This window comes from Akkermansia sp. GGCC_0220 (assembly GCF_017566105.1).
In the GTDB taxonomy this organism is placed as follows: domain Bacteria; phylum Verrucomicrobiota; class Verrucomicrobiia; order Verrucomicrobiales; family Akkermansiaceae; genus Akkermansia; species Akkermansia massiliensis.
The window spans coordinates 159,242-175,089 of sequence record NZ_JABFCI010000003.1 but is presented as its reverse complement, the minus strand read 5'-3'; the positions used below and the strand labels follow the sequence as shown (position 1 = coordinate 175,089).

Below are 15,848 nucleotides of genomic sequence, written 5' to 3'. Positions count from 1 at the left end.
CTTTGCTATAGAAACGGGCATCCGTTGGCCAGCCAGTACCACAAAATGCTCCAGCCGCCTGTTCCGGAAAAACAACTTCATTGACACAGGGAGTAACTCATATGAAAAAAATCCTGTCGTTTCTCACCATTTCACTGGTTTCCCTTCTCTCCGCCCAGGGAGCGAATACCCCCAGCGGCAGCATTCCCTTTGAGCTGGGCACTGCCAGCCGTATTTACGTGAAGGGGAGCGTCAATGGCAGCCGTCCCCTGCGTTTTCTTTTTGATACCGGAGCCACATCCATGGTCATCAGCACCAATTCCCTGAAAGGCGTTCCAATGGAATTCAACGAGACCGTCGTCAACCACGGCGCCACAGGGTCCGATGAAGTCCGCGGAAGCACGGAGAACCAATTCACCATCGGGGAACAAGCCATGGAGCACGTTCCCTTTATTGCCATTCCCTACTCACCGGACCAGTGGGACGGCGTGCTGGGCCTCTGGTTCATCCAACGGCAGGTAACGGAAGTAAACTACACGGACCGGAAGATTTACCTGTATCCGCACGGTTCCTATACGCCGCCGGCGAATGCCATCCGCCTGAAGATTGAGTACGTGATGGGCGTTCCGGTTGTCCTCGCACAAGTGACGGTCAACGGAAAAACCCACCAGCTCCGTTTATCCGTGGATACCGGCTCCGACCGCGTTCTGGACCTCAATACGCCTTTCGTCAAAAAACATCATTTGCTGGGCAGCCAAAAGCCGTTTTCCCTTTCCCGCATTTCCAGTTCGGATTCCCATACCGGGGTTCTGGAAAACGTCATGTTCGACAGCATCCAACTGGGCGGCTGCAAGCTTCCGCTCATCCCCGGCGCCTTCTCCACCGTCACCAGCGGTATTCAGAGCATCGCGGAAATGGACGGCGTCATGGGCAACAACCTGCTGAAACGGTTCAACATGGTCTATGATTCCCGGGAAGGGTATATTTACCTGATTCCCAACAATCTGCTTTACACCCCGTTTTACGACTGCCTGCTCCGTCCGCAGCCGGACCCGGCCCTTTCCCCCGGGAAGTAAGGCGTTCCGTCAACGCTCCACCCTACCGGGCGCTTCCGCGCAGGTTGATGATGCGCGTGCAGAGGTCCACCAGCCTGTTCCCCATGCGGGAATGCAGAACCCGGTAGATGCCGAAGAGGGCGCACCGCACGCGGAGATCGTTCCCCTTGGCAATGTGTCTCAGCAGGCGGAAGGGGGATTCCGGGGATTTGACGAACTCACACCATTCATACTTGTCCAGCAGCGCCCGGACGGCGTCCAGGGCCTCCTTTTTTTCTGCCGCCGTCTGGTTCAACAGGTTGGAGGAAAAGAGCTGAATACTGCCGTTCAGCCAGTTCAGCACCGTAATCCCGGCTCTTTCCAGCACGCCCTGTTCCCGGTAGGCCGCCGCAATCAGGTCGATGCGTTCCAGAGCCGGATAAAAGCCAGAACCCTTTTTGTCCGGGGCCTTGTACACGTTCACCAGGGAGTCCGGGCGGGTAGGACGGTAGATGTACAGGCAGTCCGGTATTTTCACGATTCTTTTCACATAGGGCTGGAGCAGGTTGTTGAAGAGGGCGTCGCTCCCCTGCCGCATCCCCGCCCTGAAGCGCAGACCCGTTTTTTTCAGGAATTCCGCCCGGTACAGCTTGTCCCAGCACAGTTCGCTGAACGGACCCATCGTCGTGAAGTCATAGTTACCGCAATGCCATTCCGGGCATTGCAGGCCGTTGAGCATGCTCCAGCGGACGGAGAGGGGCATGTCCCCCGCAATCGTCGCCCCCATGCACGCCACGTCCGCCCGGTATTCCTCCGCCGCCAGATACAGGCGCTGGAACATGACGGGGGAAATGTAGTCGTCCGGGTCCACAAAGCCGATGTATTCCCCGGAAGCCGCATCCAGCCCGGCGTTCCGCGCCGCCGCCACGCCCGCATTCGGCTGGTCGATGACGACGAACCGTTCATCCGCGGCTTCATATTCCCTCAGGATGTCCAGGGTTCCATCCCCGGAGCCGTCGTTGATGCAGATGATTTGAATGTCCCGGAGCGTCTGGGCGCAGACGGTATCCAGGCATTTTTTCATGAAGGGGGCTACGTTGTAGCAGGGAATGATGATGGAAACGAGCGGCATGTTTTTATGAAAATAAAGGTTAGCGTGATGAAGAAGAGTTTAATTGACGGAAGAGGTCCATCCACGCGGCGCAGACGGCATCCATCGCATAACGGGCCGCCTTGTTCCGGGCGGCTTCCCCCATGCGGCTCCTTAGCTCCGACTGTTCCATCAGCCGGATGATGGCTCGGGCTAGGGCGTCCGTATCCCCGGGGGGAACCAGCAGGCCGTCTTCTTCCGGGGAAATGACGTCCCGCGGACCGCACGGGCATTCAAAAGCCACGCACGGCACGCCGCACGCCATGGCTTCCACCAGCACCATGCCGAAGCCTTCAAAGAGAGAGGGGAATACCAGCATGGAGGATTGAAGCAGTTTTTCCTGCACCTCCCCTGTAGCTCCGCGCAGCAGCACGTTTTTTTCCAGCCCTTTTTCCCGGACCAGGCGTTCAAGAGAACCGCGCTCCGGACCGTCCCCCCAGATTTCCAGTTTCCAGTCCGGATGAACGGAGGCCACTTTTTCCCACGCGCGTACCAGCAGGCCGAATCCTTTCACCGGAACCAGCCGCCCAACGGCCACAGCTGTCGGACGGTCCAGGGAGGCAACCCGCTCCGGCCGCCATACGCACGGATTGGGAATGACATGCACTCCCCGCCTGCCCTTCCAGTTTTCTTCCCGGTCCTGCCGGGTGAGAACGACGGTAGCGTCATAGGTTCCCCTGCGGAGGCCGAATTCATAGAAGTCGGAAAGAGCAGCCATTACGCGCGCACGGATTCCCCCCTGAAGCCGCGCATAGTCCTTCCGGTACGTTCCGGAGTAGTGGAATTCGCGCACGGTTTTCCACGGCTTTCCGCGCGACAGGCGCGGTATCATGAATTTTTCCGACTGTCCGACGGAGACGACTATATCCGGACGGAGTTCATCCAGCGCCTTCCGCAGAGCTTTCGCATGCCTCCTGCGCCGGACCAGAATGCCCTTCAGCACATACAGGAATCCCTTCCAGTCGTCCTCATAGTAGTTCACACCCAGGTGAACCACCTTCACGCCCGGAGAGAGGGAGGAAGCGGTCCTCCGGGAATCGTTGGCCGTCACCAGCATTATTTCATTGCCGGGGATGGCGGCCAGGGCGGCAGCCTTGGCGCGGGTCACGGCCTGAATGCCGCCCGCCGCGTCCAGATCATCCAGTACATAGGCTATTTTCATCTCCGTTATTCCTTTCTTCCGTTTTTGGTCAGAATGAGGCCCGTCAGGACCACTCCGAACGGTATGGCCGCCAGAGTCAGCAACGGCCGCGGTGATTCCCGCAAAAAACCCGGATTGCGGGCCAGCAGGGAGGCGGAGACGTAATGAACCGCCTCCATGAACCGCCGACGCCGGGAGGGCTGGTATTTCATTCCCTCCTTCCGCAGAAAGGCGAATCCCCGCGGGTTGAGCACGTATTGGCGGAACATGTTCCTGGAGGAGCCGTCCTCCCGGTATTCCACCAGGCAAAGCACCTTGTTCATCGTAAGCAGCGGGGCGACGCGGTCCGCCAGCATGTACTTGTAGCCCAGCCCCACGTATTTTTCACCGGGAAAGACGGGATACGGCGGCAATTGCTTCATCAGCGCGGTGCGGTACACCAGCTTCTTGTCTCCGCGGCCTCCCGCCGCATAAAACCCGGTCAATGTGGTTTCCTGCACATCTCCTGCAAAGGCCGTGCCGATGAGTTCGCCCGTCTTCACGTCCGCATCCAGCCCTGCCAGTCCGGCCACACGGTCACTTCCGTGACGTTCCCAGAATTCCAGGATGGAGGCCACGGCGTCTTCCGGCATCAGGTCGTCGGAATCCAGGCAGACATTAAGTTCCGTGTCCATCAATTCATACGCGGCATTGTGGGCGGCATGCATGCCTCCATTTTCCTGATGGTGGCAGCGTATGTCCAGCGCTCCTTCCCGCATCCATTCCTTCACCAGTTCCTCCGTGCCGTCGGTGGAGCCGTCGTCCACCACCAGCCAGATAAAATCACGGCAGGTCTGCCGCCGCAGGCTTTCATAGCAGTGGCGCAGGCAGTCCGCCCTGTTGAAGGAGGGCGTGAAGACGGTGAGCAGGGGTTTCATGCTTCACCTCCCTGTGACAGATAGAGTTCCTGAAGCTTTTCCGCATTACGGACGATGTCCAGCCCCGCTTCACGGATGAAGGCGGACGCATCCGTCCGTTGCCAGCCGTCCGCCAGTTCCGCTATTTTCCGCGCCCAGGCGGCGGGGGATTTTTTCAGGGACATAAAATTCACATGGCCCGGGACCACCGCGCCATCCCCCGGCACCCGGTCGGACGCAACCACGGGCAGCCCCGCTGCCTGCGCTTCCAGCATCGCAATGCCGAAGCCTTCAAACTGGGAGGGGAAGACAAAGACATCCATCCCCTGCACCAGGGCGGCAACGTCATCCCTGCCGCCCAGCAGGCGGATGCTGCCGTCCCATTCAGGCCGCTCCGCCTCCTGCCGGATCCTGCCCTCCCCTTCCCCGCCGCTTCCCACCAGCGCCAGCAGGGCGTCCGGCCTTACCGCCAGCAGGGCGCGGAAGACGCGCAGCAGGAATTCGTGGTTTTTGGGCCAAGAAAAATTGCCGATGTGGCCCACTACCAGCCTGCCTTCCCAGCCCATTTCCTTCCGCACCCGCTCCTGGACCTCCGGGGAATAGGTGAACCGCCCAGCGTCAATGGCGTTCCGGACGACGATGGCGTCACGCGCGCCCCTGCGGCCGAAAAGCCAGCGCCCGCACAGTTCGTTGCACGTGAAGCGGTGCGTCAGGCAGGGACGCATCAGGTGCTTGAGCACGAAGCGGAACAGGGAGTTTTTATCAATTCCTACCGGAGAGCTGTGGGCATGCGCCGCAATGAACGGAATGTTCCGCGCCGCCGCCTCACGATATACCCAGTAGCCCAGCTCGGAACAATGGCCGTGAACCATCCTGTATTCCGAATGTCCGTCAAAAAAAGCCGCTATTTTTTCCTGATACGCCGCCAGACCGCGCAGGGTGATGGGCGGCAGCCTGTAAATCCGCCCTCCCAGCCTCCGGATTTCCTCTTCATAAATGCCGGGCGTCTCCCGGTGCACCAGAAAGTCAAACTGGAGCTTGCTGCGGTCCATGCGGCGGTAATAATTCATCACCATCGTTTCCGCTCCGCCGCGGTTCATGATGGTGAATACCATGAGCACTCGTTGAGGGGTCATTTTGCCAGAATTTTTTTAATGGTCAGAAGAAGCAGGTACAAACCGGGGACGAACCCCAGCTTCACGGTCAGAAAAAACACTTTCCAGTGGGGAGGGAGAGATGCTGTGGGTAGTCCTTTCACCGCCTCCCGGCACCAATCCCGTTTCAGCAGTTCATGGAGAATACGGCATTTCCGGAAGGAGGAGGCCGGAGCGTCGCAGACGTTCAAGCCCAGGAAAATGACGGAGAGCGCCATGCGGTTCCGCAGGGCCTGCTCCGCTTCCGGATAAGCTCCGCTTTCCCGCACCTGCCGCTCCATCCGGCGGAAGAGTTCCTCCCACTGGTCCGCCAGCTCCGGCTTGTACCGCTTGGTCAGGGCTCCCGGCGCCGTCTTCCGGTAATGGTAGAAGGTGGTGGGGATGTACACCGCCCTGCGGGCCGACCGGAACAGGGAAAGATTGCAGAGCACGTCTTCCGCGGAGCCGATCAGGGCCGTGTCCACGAAGGAGGCTTCCCCTTCCCGGAACAGGGAACGCCTGTAGAGCTTGCCCCAGGCCGTACCGTAGGAGTCCAGCCGTTCCGGACGCCCCAGTTCAGCCCCGGACGGCCCCAGGAGCCGGTTCCTCAGCCATTCCATGGATTCCCCTTCAAACACCCGCTCCTCCCGCCAGAACAGCACCGGGGCGGACGCCGTTCCATATTCCCTGGCATAACTCCAGAACACGATGTCCGCGTCCCTTCCCAGCATGGCTTCCATCGCGTGCGCGCACGCGTGTTCGTCCAGCCAGTCGTCCGCGTCCACAAACATCACGTATTCCCCTTCCGCCAGCTCCAGCCCGGCATTCCGGGAGGCGGACAAGCCGGAGTTTTCCCGGCAAGCCACCTGCACCCGGCCATCCCGGCGGCGCAGTTCTTCCAGCATGTCCCCACTGGAGTCCGTGGAACCGTCATTCACGCAGATGACCTGAATATCCCGGTACGTCTGGTTCAGAATGCTTTCCAGGCAGCGGGAGAGATAAGCCTCCGCGTTATAGACGGGAACGATGACGGAAATCACGGCTTGCCTCCTTTCCTTTCCTGAAGGATGCGGCGGAACAGGGCGTCCCATTGGGCCACCACCGTTTCAGTCGCGTACCGCTTCACATTTTCCCGCGCTTTCGCGGCCATGGAGGCGCGCAGTTTTTCATTCCCCATCAGAAGTTCCAGGGCAGAAGCCAGTTCCGCCACCTTTCCCGGCCGCGCCAGAAGGCCATCCTCCCCATGGCGGATGATGTCGCCGGGGCCGCAGGGGCAGTCAAAGGCCACGCACGGCACGCCGCACGCCATGGCCTCAGCCAGCATCATGCCGAAGCCTTCATACCGGGAAGACATGGCGCAGATGGAAGACCGCAGATATTCCCGCATGATCCGCCGGGTGGGCGGATGCAGCAGAAAACTTTCTTCCAGCCCTTCCCGGCGTATTTCCTCCCTCAGCTTTCCACCATCCCGCTCCGCTCCGAACAGCTCCAGCTTCCATTCCGGAAATTTACCGTGCGCCTTTTTCCAGGCGGCCAGAAGCGCTCCGTAGTTTTTCTGGGGGGAAACCTTGCCGACGGCAATCACCCTTTTTTCTTTTCCGGAAGAGGGCGTCTCCGGATAAAACGGCAGGGGATTGGGAATCACCTCCACCTTCGCCATGGGCCATTCCTCCCGGTTGCCGGGCGTCAGCACCACAAAACGGGAGAAGCGTTTTCCCAGGAACCGCATCAGGGCGAATTCCAGTTTCATGAGAGCGGAAGATTTCAGGCCGTCCGCCTGAATCAGCCGGGAAACGTGGCGTTCATAGACCACGGGGCAGCCGCAGCCCGTCAGCAGGAAGGGAATCCAGAACCCCTTGAAGCCGTCGTCGCAAACGGAAACGACAGCAGGCTTGACGGCGCGCACCGCCTTCCGAACGCCGCTTGCCCAGGCCTTCAGCCTCGCGGCGGGATTTCCCTGCATGCGCACGTCATGAACGTGAATGCCGGGCCAGAAGTCATAAAAAGGCTCCTTTCCTTCTTCATTCAGCGTCAGGATATGGATTTCATCCCCGTACCGTTCCGCCAGCAGGCGCGTCCGGACGGAGAGCACCCGTTCCAGCCCTCCCGCTCCGGCGATGCCGTTGGTGATGTATAAAAGCCGTCTTCCCATGTCAGATCAATGCCTCCAGTTTCAGGATTTCATCACGGTTGCCGTAGTCACGCCTCCGGCATTCCTCAGACAGGCTTTCCAGGCGCGCGTCATCCTTCAGCAGCCGGAACAGGGCCAGCGCGGCGCCTTCCTCGTCATTGGGGATGATGATTCCGTCCACGCCGTCTTCCAGATGCCCGGCGGAGGTCGGAAAGTTTGTAATGGCTACGGGCCGTCCCAATATCTGCGCCTCCCTCACCGCCACGGCCTTTCCCTCATACCGGGACGGCTGCACATACAGCCCGCAGGCGGCCATGTACGGGTAGGGGTTGGCCTTTTTTCCCAGAATGACCACGTGTTCCCGCATGCCGCAGGCGGCAATTTCACGGCGCAGGGACATTTCATCCCCGTAGCCGATGAGGTACCAGCGCAGTTTTTCCATCCCCATTGCCACCAGGCGCGCGGCCAGCCTGACGGCGCGGTCCATCCCCTTGGCATGGGAGAACCTTCCCACGGTGCACAGGGACGGGGCCCCCTCCATCACGGCGGAAACGTCTTCCAGAGCGGCCTGTTCCCTCACCGCTTCCGGGGAAACGATGTTCTGCAGCTCCACCAGCTTATCCTCCAGTTCCGGAAAGCGGGACAGGAAGCCCCTCCCGGCCTGGGGGGAAATGGAGATGATGCGGTCATAGCTGCGCCACACCGGCAATTCACGCTCCACATTGATTCCGATGGAGGAGTAGTCCGTATGAATCCAGGCTATTTTCCTGCGGGCCAGCACCTTGTCCCGGACGATGCGGTGGGGCGTCAGGAAGCTGATGGCCAAGTCATACACGCCCAGCTTTTTCAGGGAAGGAAGAAACGGGGAGACGGCGGCGGCGGCATCGTCAAAGACGGCGTAGTTTTCACGGCCTTCCAGCCGTTTTCCAAAACGGGCGGAACGCCGCTTGGCCCACAGGCGCGCGGCGGCAATGCCCAGCCTCCCTTCCTTCAGGATGTCCTTTACCGGACGGGACAGCGCACGGTAGGAGGGAAGTTCCGGCAGAAGGTTCACTTTATCCGGAATCAGCGGCATCAGCTCTCCGGAATGGCGGTAAACGAACAGGTCCACCTGGAAACGGGAGGCGTCCAGCGCATCCAGCAGCCCCAGAAGAGCGCGTTCCGCGCCCCCCAGCTCCATGTATTGAATGGCTATGAATATACGTTTCATCTGCATGCCAGCGTGCGCATGTGGCCCATCAGCCCGCGGAAGGGGGACGTCCTGAACAGCACGAGTACGTCCAGCCCCAGCGGAATGACTACGGAAATAATGCCCCACATGAACAGGTCCGCCAGGGGGGAGGAAAAATAGGAACGGGCGCAGAGGGGATACGTCAGCGCATATCCCGCCGCCGCCAGCAGCAGGTACCATCCGTACGTGATGAAGTACCGCCTCAGGGGCTGGTGGAATACATGCCTGTACACCAGCCGGGGGAATTGCCAGACGCCGATGGAAAGAAGGCTGAGCGTCGCGGCCAGCAGCACGCCCGTAATTCCCCACCACTGCACCAGCGTGACGGAAAGCGCGACGTTGATCACGCCCTGGAGAAGCGGGGAGTACCGGTCCTGGTGAAAGATGCCCGCCTTGGTCTTGAACACCATGGCGGAACGCCTCATGCCCACCACGAAGAAGTTCAGGATGATGACGAACGAGCAGGCCCCGGAGAGCATGTATTCAGGCCCCAGCCACCAGACGATGAAGGGATTCAGCGTGTTCAGCAGAACGATGGAGGACACCCCTGAAATCAGGAAGTTAATCAGGAAAACCCTCTTGAAAATCTCGTACACATGCCCTCTGTCCTCACTGGCGATCAGGTTGCCCACGCTTTCCGCCATGCTGTTGATCACCTGCATGATGAAGGTGGAGATGGTTCCCACCACCAGCATGTAGTTGGAATAGAAGCCCACCGCCGCCAGCCCCACGAAGCTGGAAATGACGATGTTGCTGGTGGAGTGCATGAAGTAGCCGCCCACGCTGTGCAGGAACAGGGCCTTGACGTTGACGACGATCTGGCTTTTCGTCACGGCGTCCAGGGCATGGGAGACCCTGCTCCTGACGTAGGGGTACAGGGCATCCACCTTGCGCACCATCGCCACGTTGAACCCCGCCAGGAACAGGGATTCCACCACCAGGTACAGGACGTAGTTGCCCGTCCAGTACAGGATGGCCAGCTTGGACAGGTTCAGCCCCACCTGGTAGATGAAGTTGATGGCGCCCAGCCTGTAATTTTTCTGGTCCGCGTTGATGAGGGAATTCTTGTACGCCGTCAGGTACGGCAGGATGGAGTTGAAGACGAAGATGAAATAAACCAGCGCCAGGTAGTCCAGATGCCCCTCGTCCTTGATGAAACAGCCCAGGAAGGGGTACAGGCCCAGGCACAGGATGAACACGGCGGCGGCAATGATGCGGTACACCTTGCGGTAAAATTGCAGCAGGGCCAGAATCCGCGGCCGGTCATTCTCCGCCAGAGGCTTGTAGAGGTGAAAAACCACGCTGGTTCCAAAGCCGGACTCCAGCAGCGTGACAGCGGCCAGGATGTTGGTCAGCAGGCCGTTGAGGCCCAGGTACTCCACCCCTATTTCATTGACGAACAGCTTGCGCGTCACAAAGCCCAGCAGGGTCATCGTGACCATCAGGCTGATGGTCACCAGAAAGTTCTTGCCGGAGTTCAGCGTTCTCACGCCTTACCCTCCTCCCCGTTGAGTTCCACGCTCAGCCGCAGGGCCATTCCCTGGGCGAACGGCATCAGGCTCCACACGTCGGAATACATGCCGATGCCCTTGGTATCCCCCTGGCACATGTCCAGCACGCCGTTGCGGCGCGTCACCCCCATCAGCGCTTTTTCCGCACGGAACGCGGCTTCCAGAAAACGCTCCTCTCCGGAGATGCGGAAGGCGGCCAGCAGCAGCAGGCCCAGCAGGGCCGTTCCGGAGGATTCAAACACGGATTCCGGCCTGGCGACCATCCAGCCGAAGCCGCCGTTTTTCTTTTGCAGGGGCAGCAATTCCTCCGCCAGCGCCAGAATGCGCCGGGCCATTCCAGCCGCCTCCGGCCTCCCGTGCCGAGCCATCAGGCGGTAAAGCTCACACAATCCCAGCGCGTACCAGCCCAGGCCCCGGGACCAGTCATACAGCCCCAGCGGGTAGCCGCGCTCCATTTCAAAGCCATGGGCGGGGAAGGAAGAACCCGGCAGCAGGGCCATGTCATATTCCTCCACCTGCTTCACCGCCAGGTTCCAGTATTCCCCTTTTCCCGTACGTGCCGCGCAGGCGGCCGCCAGCGGGCAGGCCAGCCCGATCGCATCCACGTAACGCACGCCGGGCTGCCTGCGCCTGTAGGCCAGCGTTCCCGCCCCCGTCCGCAGGGATTCCAGCAATGCGGCGGAAGCCTCCGCCACCTGGTCCGCCCCGCGGCATCCGGCCTCCAGCACGGCATAATCCAGCAGCAGGCGGTCCGCCTCCCACCGTTCCGGGTATGGAACGTCCAGATAATTTTTCACCAGTTCATGTTCCTCCAGACTGCGGCGCAGCTTTTCCTTCAATGCCTCATCCTTCCTGTCCGCGGCATAGGCGTGCAGACCCAGGAACAACCCAGCCGCCTGCCACCCCTGAATGGCGGCGTCCGCGTAGGTTCCCCGCGCCATCTCCCACAGGATGCGCCTGCCCTGGTCCCTCCTGGGAACGGCCGGCATGCGCCGCGTCCATGCCGCGGCCGTCCGGGCCAGGGCCTCCTGCCACGCGCGCCGGTCCTGCCAGCGCCCGATATGGAAACGCCCCGCCAGCGTCCCCAGGAATCGCCAGGCATCCACGCAAACCACGGCCAGAACCAGCAGGAGCAGGACGGACAAGATGGAAACGTACGCAATCATGACCGCTTCAACAGGGTTGAAAGTTCTTCCGGCAGACGCGCCAGGCGTTCCCGGTACGCGGGGATTTTTTCCGCATAGGCGGCCTTCAGGCCGTCTTCCCTTTCCATCATCCGGACAAACGCCTTCCTCAACTCGCCAGGGTCATCCATCGCCTGCACGGGCAGCACGTGGCCGTCTTCCGTCCCGAACAAATCGCGGGCAATCCCCCTGGCCTTCACGGAATATCCCGCCACCAGCGTGGGAACGCCCGTGGAATAGGCGGCAATGGAGGCGTGGGTACGGGCGGCCACCAGGAAACGGCACCGGGAAATGCAGCCCTTCAATTCCTCACAGGGGGCGTCCCCAACCATAACGACGCGCCCCGTGTGCCGGAAACGCTCCCGCAACGCGCCCAGCGGCTTCCGGTCATCGTTGCCGGGCCACACCACATGGGGGATGAGGGCCACATTCATATCCGTAGCTTCCAGCAGGTATTCCACCAGCCGCACATAGTTTTCCATCACGGACCCGGCCCTTCCCTCATGGCCGATAATCAGGGGGCTGACGTTGATGCCGACCATGTTCCCTTCCTTCCAGCCCTCCGGCAAAGGCCCCTCCCTTACCGGAAGGGCAAACGCCGGGTCCGGGTACAGCACCGTGCGGGGGCACCCGCATTCCAACAGGGCGTCGCAGGTCAGGGATTCCCTCGCCACAATCAGGTCAAAGGCCCGGAGGTCCTCCAGCATCCGCCCCTTCATATCCTTCCGTTCCAGGGAACACCCCCACAGGACGGTGGGCACGCCGGCGCGGCGCAGCAGGTCGTTCTGCAAATAGATATGCACGGGCTCCCCGTAGCAGTAATTGTCCCCGCCGCTGCACAGGGCCAGGTCCGCACCCTCCTTCACGATGCCGCCGAACGCGAGCCGGTCAAAGGCGTCACGGACGCCCAGCACGCGCCGCCGCAGCCACGCGCCCGCATACCCGGAGGAGCACCTCCGGATGGGCCGCTGTTCCGGCAGCACCCTCACCGCCTGTTCCAGCCCATAACGCCTGTCTTCCCCGCACGCGGAGGAGAATAGAACGCCCTGTCCGGGACGGAGCAGCAGCATCGTGGACCTGACGATCGCCTCGCAGCCGTGATTGCCGCTGCCTCCATGGGGATATAAAAGAATCTTATGCATGCCCATTCGATTTATTTTTTCCGGCACGCGCCCCTTCCATCAGCAGGAACAGACAGAAGGGCCAGCGGTTGAATAAACACATGCTCATCCACCCGGGACAGTGGAACACCCCGGGATAAGCGCGCAGCAGGTTGTTTTCCGGCGTTCCCACAATGGTCCTCACCGCCTTCATGCGCTCCGCCAGGCCGTACCGGTCCCTGAAACGGTAGATTTCAAACAGGGCGTTGTACACCAGCCCCCACCAGCGGAAGGCCAGGTATTCCTCGATTGACGCCCCTTCCAGCCCCCTGGTATGGAAGTACTTCCGCTCCAGGCGGAACTGCCTGACAATCCAGATGAATTTTTCCGGGACAAAACGCGTGGACAGGGTGCCTTCCTCCGCCCGGCGATAGAAGTATCCGGCCTTGTCCACCGTTCTCAAACGCCTGATGTATTTCAGGTACGCCATGTTGAACATCAGGTCCTCTCCATAGGAAACGTCCTCCGGAAAGCGTATGGAATGCCGGGACAGCAGGGTGCGGCGGTACAATTTCACCACCGGGCCAAAAAGCAGGAAGGAGCGGAACAGCCGTACCCAGGCTTCCTCCTCTCCGGGCCTGGCGTCCAGTTCCATGGGCTGCGGCACCGTCACTTCATCCTTTTTCCCGGCGCGGACGGAGCACAGCCCTTCCACCACCAGGTCGCAGGCGCCGTCCTCCACGGCGGAGACCAGTTCCTGAAGGTAGGAGGGGGTCACCCAGTCATCCCCGTCAATGAAACACAGCCAGCGGCCGTCCGTTTCCTTCATGCCGCGGTTCCTGGCGGCGGAAACCCCCATGTTCCTGTCCAGATGGATGACCCGGACGCGCTCGTCCCCGGAAGCCAGCCTGTCGCACAGCGGGCCGCTCCCGTCCGTGGAGCCGTCATCCACCAGGCAGACGTCAAAATCCGTGAAGGTCTGGTCCAGCACGGACCCCACGCATTTTTCAAGGAAACGCGCGGCGTTGAACACGGGAATAATGACGGATACGGAGGGCATGGCGGTTCAGCGCGTTTCTTCAAAAAGTTCTTTCACGGCATTCATCTGCCCATCCAGGTCAAACCGGCTTCCCCCGCGGAGCGCCCGCCCGCAATAGTCCCGGCGGTCCGCCTTTCCCGTCAGAATATCTTCCAGGGCGCGGTAAAGCCCCAGCAGGTGGTTTTCCGCAATCAACCCGAATTCCCCGTCCCCAAGCTGCTCCCGGACTCCGGAACACAGCGTGGCCGCCACGGGCGTGCCGAGAATCAGGCTCTCGGAAATCACGGTGGAATACCCCTCGCTGCGGGAGGAACAGACCAGCCAGTCCGCCGCCTTCACGTAGGGATACGGATTTTCCAGTTGCCCCAGCAGGGATATCCTGCCCTGCAGGTTCCCCTCCGCGATCATGCGTTCCAGCGTCTTCCTTTCAGGCCCCTCCCCCAGAATCCAGAGATGGAAGGAGAAGCCCTCCTGAGCCAGATAGCGGCACGCCGTCACCAGCCGGTCAAAGCCCTTCTGGCGGACGAGACGGCCGGAAGCGCAGAACAGGACGGCCCCTTCCGGACGTTCCGGAACGGATTTCCCCGCCTTTTCCCGGACGCGCGGAACGTCCACGGGGTTGTAAACCACCCGCGCATCCTGCAACGGACCGGCCAGGGCCAGCAGGGAGTCCCGGACATTCCGGGAGACGCAGGCCACCGTGTCAAAACAGCGGTAAACGGCCTTTTCCTCTTCCGCGTTCCGGTAGGCCGGAAGCGTCCAGTGATTGGCGGCCAGGTCAATGTGGACCCAGGCCAGTTTCCGGCTTCCGGCATGGGGGGAGCCGGCGGCTATCCGCGTGGCGTAGCCTTCAATGAAGGCGGCCTCCACGTCATAGGTTCCGCGAATGAACAAGCGGTAGAAAACGGAAGGAGGGAAATGCCTGTAAACCAGCAATTTCAGGCCGTTCCGGATTTTGACGAGCAGGCGCGCCCAGGGGCCGTCCTCCTCCCGGAGGGCGTCAAACAGAAAACGGACGGACACATTCCGGGGGTAGCCGGACGGGATGTCCTCCTTCCTGATGGAATAAACGACCACCTGCCACCGGTTTCCGTTCCAGCGGTTCAGCAGGGTTTGCAGAATTTTTTCCGCACCGCCGCCGGACAGGCTGTTGATAAAAAACGCCACCTTCTTCATTTCATTTCCTCCAGCAAATGCTCCACCTTCCGCACGGCTCTTTCATAAGCAACCGCATCGCCGCCCCGGGCCGCCCTTTCCCTCCAATCTTCACAGGATTCCCTGCCGGAGAGGAAATCCTCCATGCCGCCGGCCAGCGCCTCATCATGATTTTCCACAATGCGCCCGAACCTTCCCATGCCAAGCTGTTCCCGCACGCCGGAACACTCCACGGCCAGAACAGGCAGGCCCAGCGCCAGCGCCTCCGTGACCACGGTGCTCATTCCCTCGCTGCGGGAGCTGCATATGAATACATCGGCAGTGGCCATCCACGGGTAGGGATTCTCCCGGAAGCCGGGCATCAGCACGGAGTCCGCCACCCCCAGAGCGGCGGCCTGGCTTTCCAGCTCCCGCCTCCGGCTTCCTTCCCCCAGAATCACCAGTTCCGCCTGCCATCCGCGCTCCTTCAAGCGGGCCAGCGCGGCAATCAGCCGGTCAAAGCCCTTCTGTTCTTCCAGACGCCCCACGGAAACAAAGCGGAAACGCTTTTTTTCCGGCACTTCCTCCGCAGCGGAGGCTCCGGAACGCACGGCATCCCGGTCCACCGGATTGTGCAGGACGACGGACCCGGCATGCGCTCCAAAGCGCCGTTCAAACGCTTCCCTGACGGTTTGCGACACATGCGCCACGGTTTGAAAACGGGCGTAAGCCTTCCTTTCCTCCTCCAGTGACCGGAACACCAGCCCCTGCGTCCAGGGCCGGGCCTCCAGGTCCACATGGACCCACGCCAGCCTCCGGGCCTTCCCTTCCGGAGCTGCTGCAAGAAGGCGCGTGGGAAACCCTTCCGTAAAAGCCGCCTCCACATCGTAATCCCCGGCAATGCACCACTTGTAAATCCAGCCCGCAGGCAGAAAACGGTACACCAGAGCGTACTTGAGCCGGTAGAGCCAGCCCCGGCCGCCCACGATGGTGCGGTAATGCGCGTATTTTCCTACTTCCTCCCGGTACGGACCGCAGTCCACCACCGTGCACACCGTCACGTCAAAACGCTCCCGGTCCAGGCCGCGCACCAGCCCGGAGAGAACTTTCTCCGCCCCTCCCCCGGACAGGGATTCCACCAGGAACAGGACTTTCAGACGGGAACGCGGCATAAGACGGGCTTCT

At 61.1% G+C, this 15,848-nt stretch carries 14 protein-coding genes; 1 reads left to right on the top strand and 13 read right to left on the bottom strand.

Going from position 1 to position 15,848, the window contains the following annotated elements; genetic code table 11:
• Positions 1-101 precede the first annotated feature (101 nt).
• A complete protein-coding gene (locus HJW02_RS03510) occupies positions 102-1,055 on the top strand; it encodes a retropepsin-like aspartic protease (RefSeq protein WP_102722596.1) in 954 nt (317 codons plus the stop codon).
• A gap of 22 nt (positions 1,056-1,077) precedes the next feature.
• Here the strand turns inward: HJW02_RS03510 and HJW02_RS03505 are convergent, their stop codons facing one another.
• From HJW02_RS03505 to HJW02_RS03445, 13 genes are read right to left on the bottom strand one after another with little or no spacing between them, the layout of a single operon-like run.
• The gene (locus tag HJW02_RS03505) at positions 1,078-2,145 is read right to left on the bottom strand and encodes a glycosyltransferase (RefSeq protein WP_102722597.1); all 1,068 of its coding nucleotides are present in this window, start codon (positions 2,143-2,145) and stop codon (positions 1,078-1,080) included.
• Between the two features lie 19 nt (positions 2,146-2,164).
• Positions 2,165-3,325, bottom strand: a complete 1,161-nt coding sequence (locus HJW02_RS03500) for a glycosyltransferase family 4 protein (protein WP_102722598.1) — start codon at positions 3,323-3,325, stop codon at positions 2,165-2,167.
• 5 nt (positions 3,326-3,330) lie between these two features.
• Entirely contained in the window at positions 3,331-4,221 is an 891-nt protein-coding gene (locus HJW02_RS03495; protein ID WP_102722599.1) for a glycosyltransferase family A protein, read from the bottom strand.
• Entirely contained in the window at positions 4,218-5,336 is a 1,119-nt protein-coding gene (locus HJW02_RS03490; protein ID WP_102722600.1) for a glycosyltransferase, read from the bottom strand. The genes HJW02_RS03495 and HJW02_RS03490 overlap by 4 nt, the downstream gene beginning before the upstream one ends.
• Positions 5,333-6,373, bottom strand: coding sequence for a glycosyltransferase family 2 protein (locus HJW02_RS03485; RefSeq protein WP_180970962.1), 1,041 nt, complete (start codon positions 6,371-6,373; stop codon positions 5,333-5,335). The genes HJW02_RS03490 and HJW02_RS03485 overlap by 4 nt, the downstream gene beginning before the upstream one ends.
• Positions 6,370-7,485, bottom strand: a complete 1,116-nt coding sequence (locus HJW02_RS03480) for a glycosyltransferase family 4 protein (RefSeq protein ID WP_102722602.1) — start codon at positions 7,483-7,485, stop codon at positions 6,370-6,372. The genes HJW02_RS03485 and HJW02_RS03480 overlap by 4 nt, the downstream gene beginning before the upstream one ends.
• A 1-nt stretch (position 7,486) precedes the next feature.
• Positions 7,487-8,674, bottom strand: a complete 1,188-nt coding sequence (locus HJW02_RS03475) for a glycosyltransferase (RefSeq protein ID WP_205597319.1) — start codon at positions 8,672-8,674, stop codon at positions 7,487-7,489.
• Entirely contained in the window at positions 8,671-10,185 is a 1,515-nt protein-coding gene (locus tag HJW02_RS03470) for a hypothetical protein (protein ID WP_102722604.1), read from the bottom strand. Before HJW02_RS03470 ends, HJW02_RS03475 begins: the two co-directional genes overlap by 4 nt.
• Positions 10,182-11,372 (bottom strand): glycoside hydrolase family 88 protein, encoded by a 1,191-nt coding sequence (locus tag HJW02_RS03465; RefSeq protein ID WP_102722605.1) that lies wholly within the window; start codon positions 11,370-11,372, stop codon positions 10,182-10,184. Before HJW02_RS03465 ends, HJW02_RS03470 begins: the two co-directional genes overlap by 4 nt.
• Positions 11,369-12,532, bottom strand: a complete 1,164-nt coding sequence (locus HJW02_RS03460; RefSeq protein WP_180970963.1) for a polysaccharide pyruvyl transferase family protein — start codon at positions 12,530-12,532, stop codon at positions 11,369-11,371. The genes HJW02_RS03465 and HJW02_RS03460 overlap by 4 nt, the downstream gene beginning before the upstream one ends.
• Positions 12,525-13,550, bottom strand: a complete 1,026-nt coding sequence (locus tag HJW02_RS03455) for a glycosyltransferase family 2 protein (RefSeq protein ID WP_022396183.1) — start codon at positions 13,548-13,550, stop codon at positions 12,525-12,527. The genes HJW02_RS03460 and HJW02_RS03455 overlap by 8 nt, the downstream gene beginning before the upstream one ends.
• 6 nt (positions 13,551-13,556) lie before the next feature.
• Positions 13,557-14,705: a glycosyltransferase gene (locus HJW02_RS03450; RefSeq protein WP_102722607.1), complete on the bottom strand. Its 1,149-nt coding sequence runs from the start codon at positions 14,703-14,705 to the stop codon at positions 13,557-13,559.
• On the bottom strand, positions 14,702-15,835 hold the full coding sequence (locus HJW02_RS03445; protein ID WP_102722608.1) for a glycosyltransferase: 1,134 nt from the start codon (positions 15,833-15,835) through the stop codon (positions 14,702-14,704). The genes HJW02_RS03450 and HJW02_RS03445 overlap by 4 nt, the downstream gene beginning before the upstream one ends.
• Positions 15,836-15,848: the final 13 nt, after the last annotated feature.

Bases quoted from the DNA above. Each gene is read 5' to 3' on its own strand.
- HJW02_RS03510 (WP_102722596.1), top strand. From the start codon at position 102: ATGAAAAAAATCCTGTCGTTTCTCACCATTTCACTGGTTTCCCTTCTC.
- HJW02_RS03505 (WP_102722597.1), bottom strand. From the start codon at position 2,145: ATGCCGCTCGTTTCCATCATCATTCCCTGCTACAACGTAGCCCCCTTC.
- HJW02_RS03500 (WP_102722598.1), bottom strand. From the start codon at position 3,325: ATGAAAATAGCCTATGTACTGGATGATCTGGACGCGGCGGGCGGCATT.
- HJW02_RS03495 (WP_102722599.1), bottom strand. From the start codon at position 4,221: ATGAAACCCCTGCTCACCGTCTTCACGCCCTCCTTCAACAGGGCGGAC.
- HJW02_RS03490 (WP_102722600.1), bottom strand. From the start codon at position 5,336: ATGACCCCTCAACGAGTGCTCATGGTATTCACCATCATGAACCGCGGC.
- HJW02_RS03480 (WP_102722602.1), bottom strand. From the start codon at position 7,485: ATGGGAAGACGGCTTTTATACATCACCAACGGCATCGCCGGAGCGGGA.
- HJW02_RS03475 (WP_205597319.1), bottom strand. From the start codon at position 8,674: ATGAAACGTATATTCATAGCCATTCAATACATGGAGCTGGGGGGCGCG.
- HJW02_RS03465 (WP_102722605.1), bottom strand. From the start codon at position 11,372: ATGATTGCGTACGTTTCCATCTTGTCCGTCCTGCTCCTGCTGGTTCTG.
- HJW02_RS03460 (WP_180970963.1), bottom strand. From the start codon at position 12,532: ATGCATAAGATTCTTTTATATCCCCATGGAGGCAGCGGCAATCACGGC.
- HJW02_RS03455 (WP_022396183.1), bottom strand. From the start codon at position 13,550: ATGCCCTCCGTATCCGTCATTATTCCCGTGTTCAACGCCGCGCGTTTC.
- HJW02_RS03450 (WP_102722607.1), bottom strand. From the start codon at position 14,705: ATGAAGAAGGTGGCGTTTTTTATCAACAGCCTGTCCGGCGGCGGTGCG.
- HJW02_RS03445 (WP_102722608.1), bottom strand. From the start codon at position 15,835: ATGCCGCGTTCCCGTCTGAAAGTCCTGTTCCTGGTGGAATCCCTGTCC.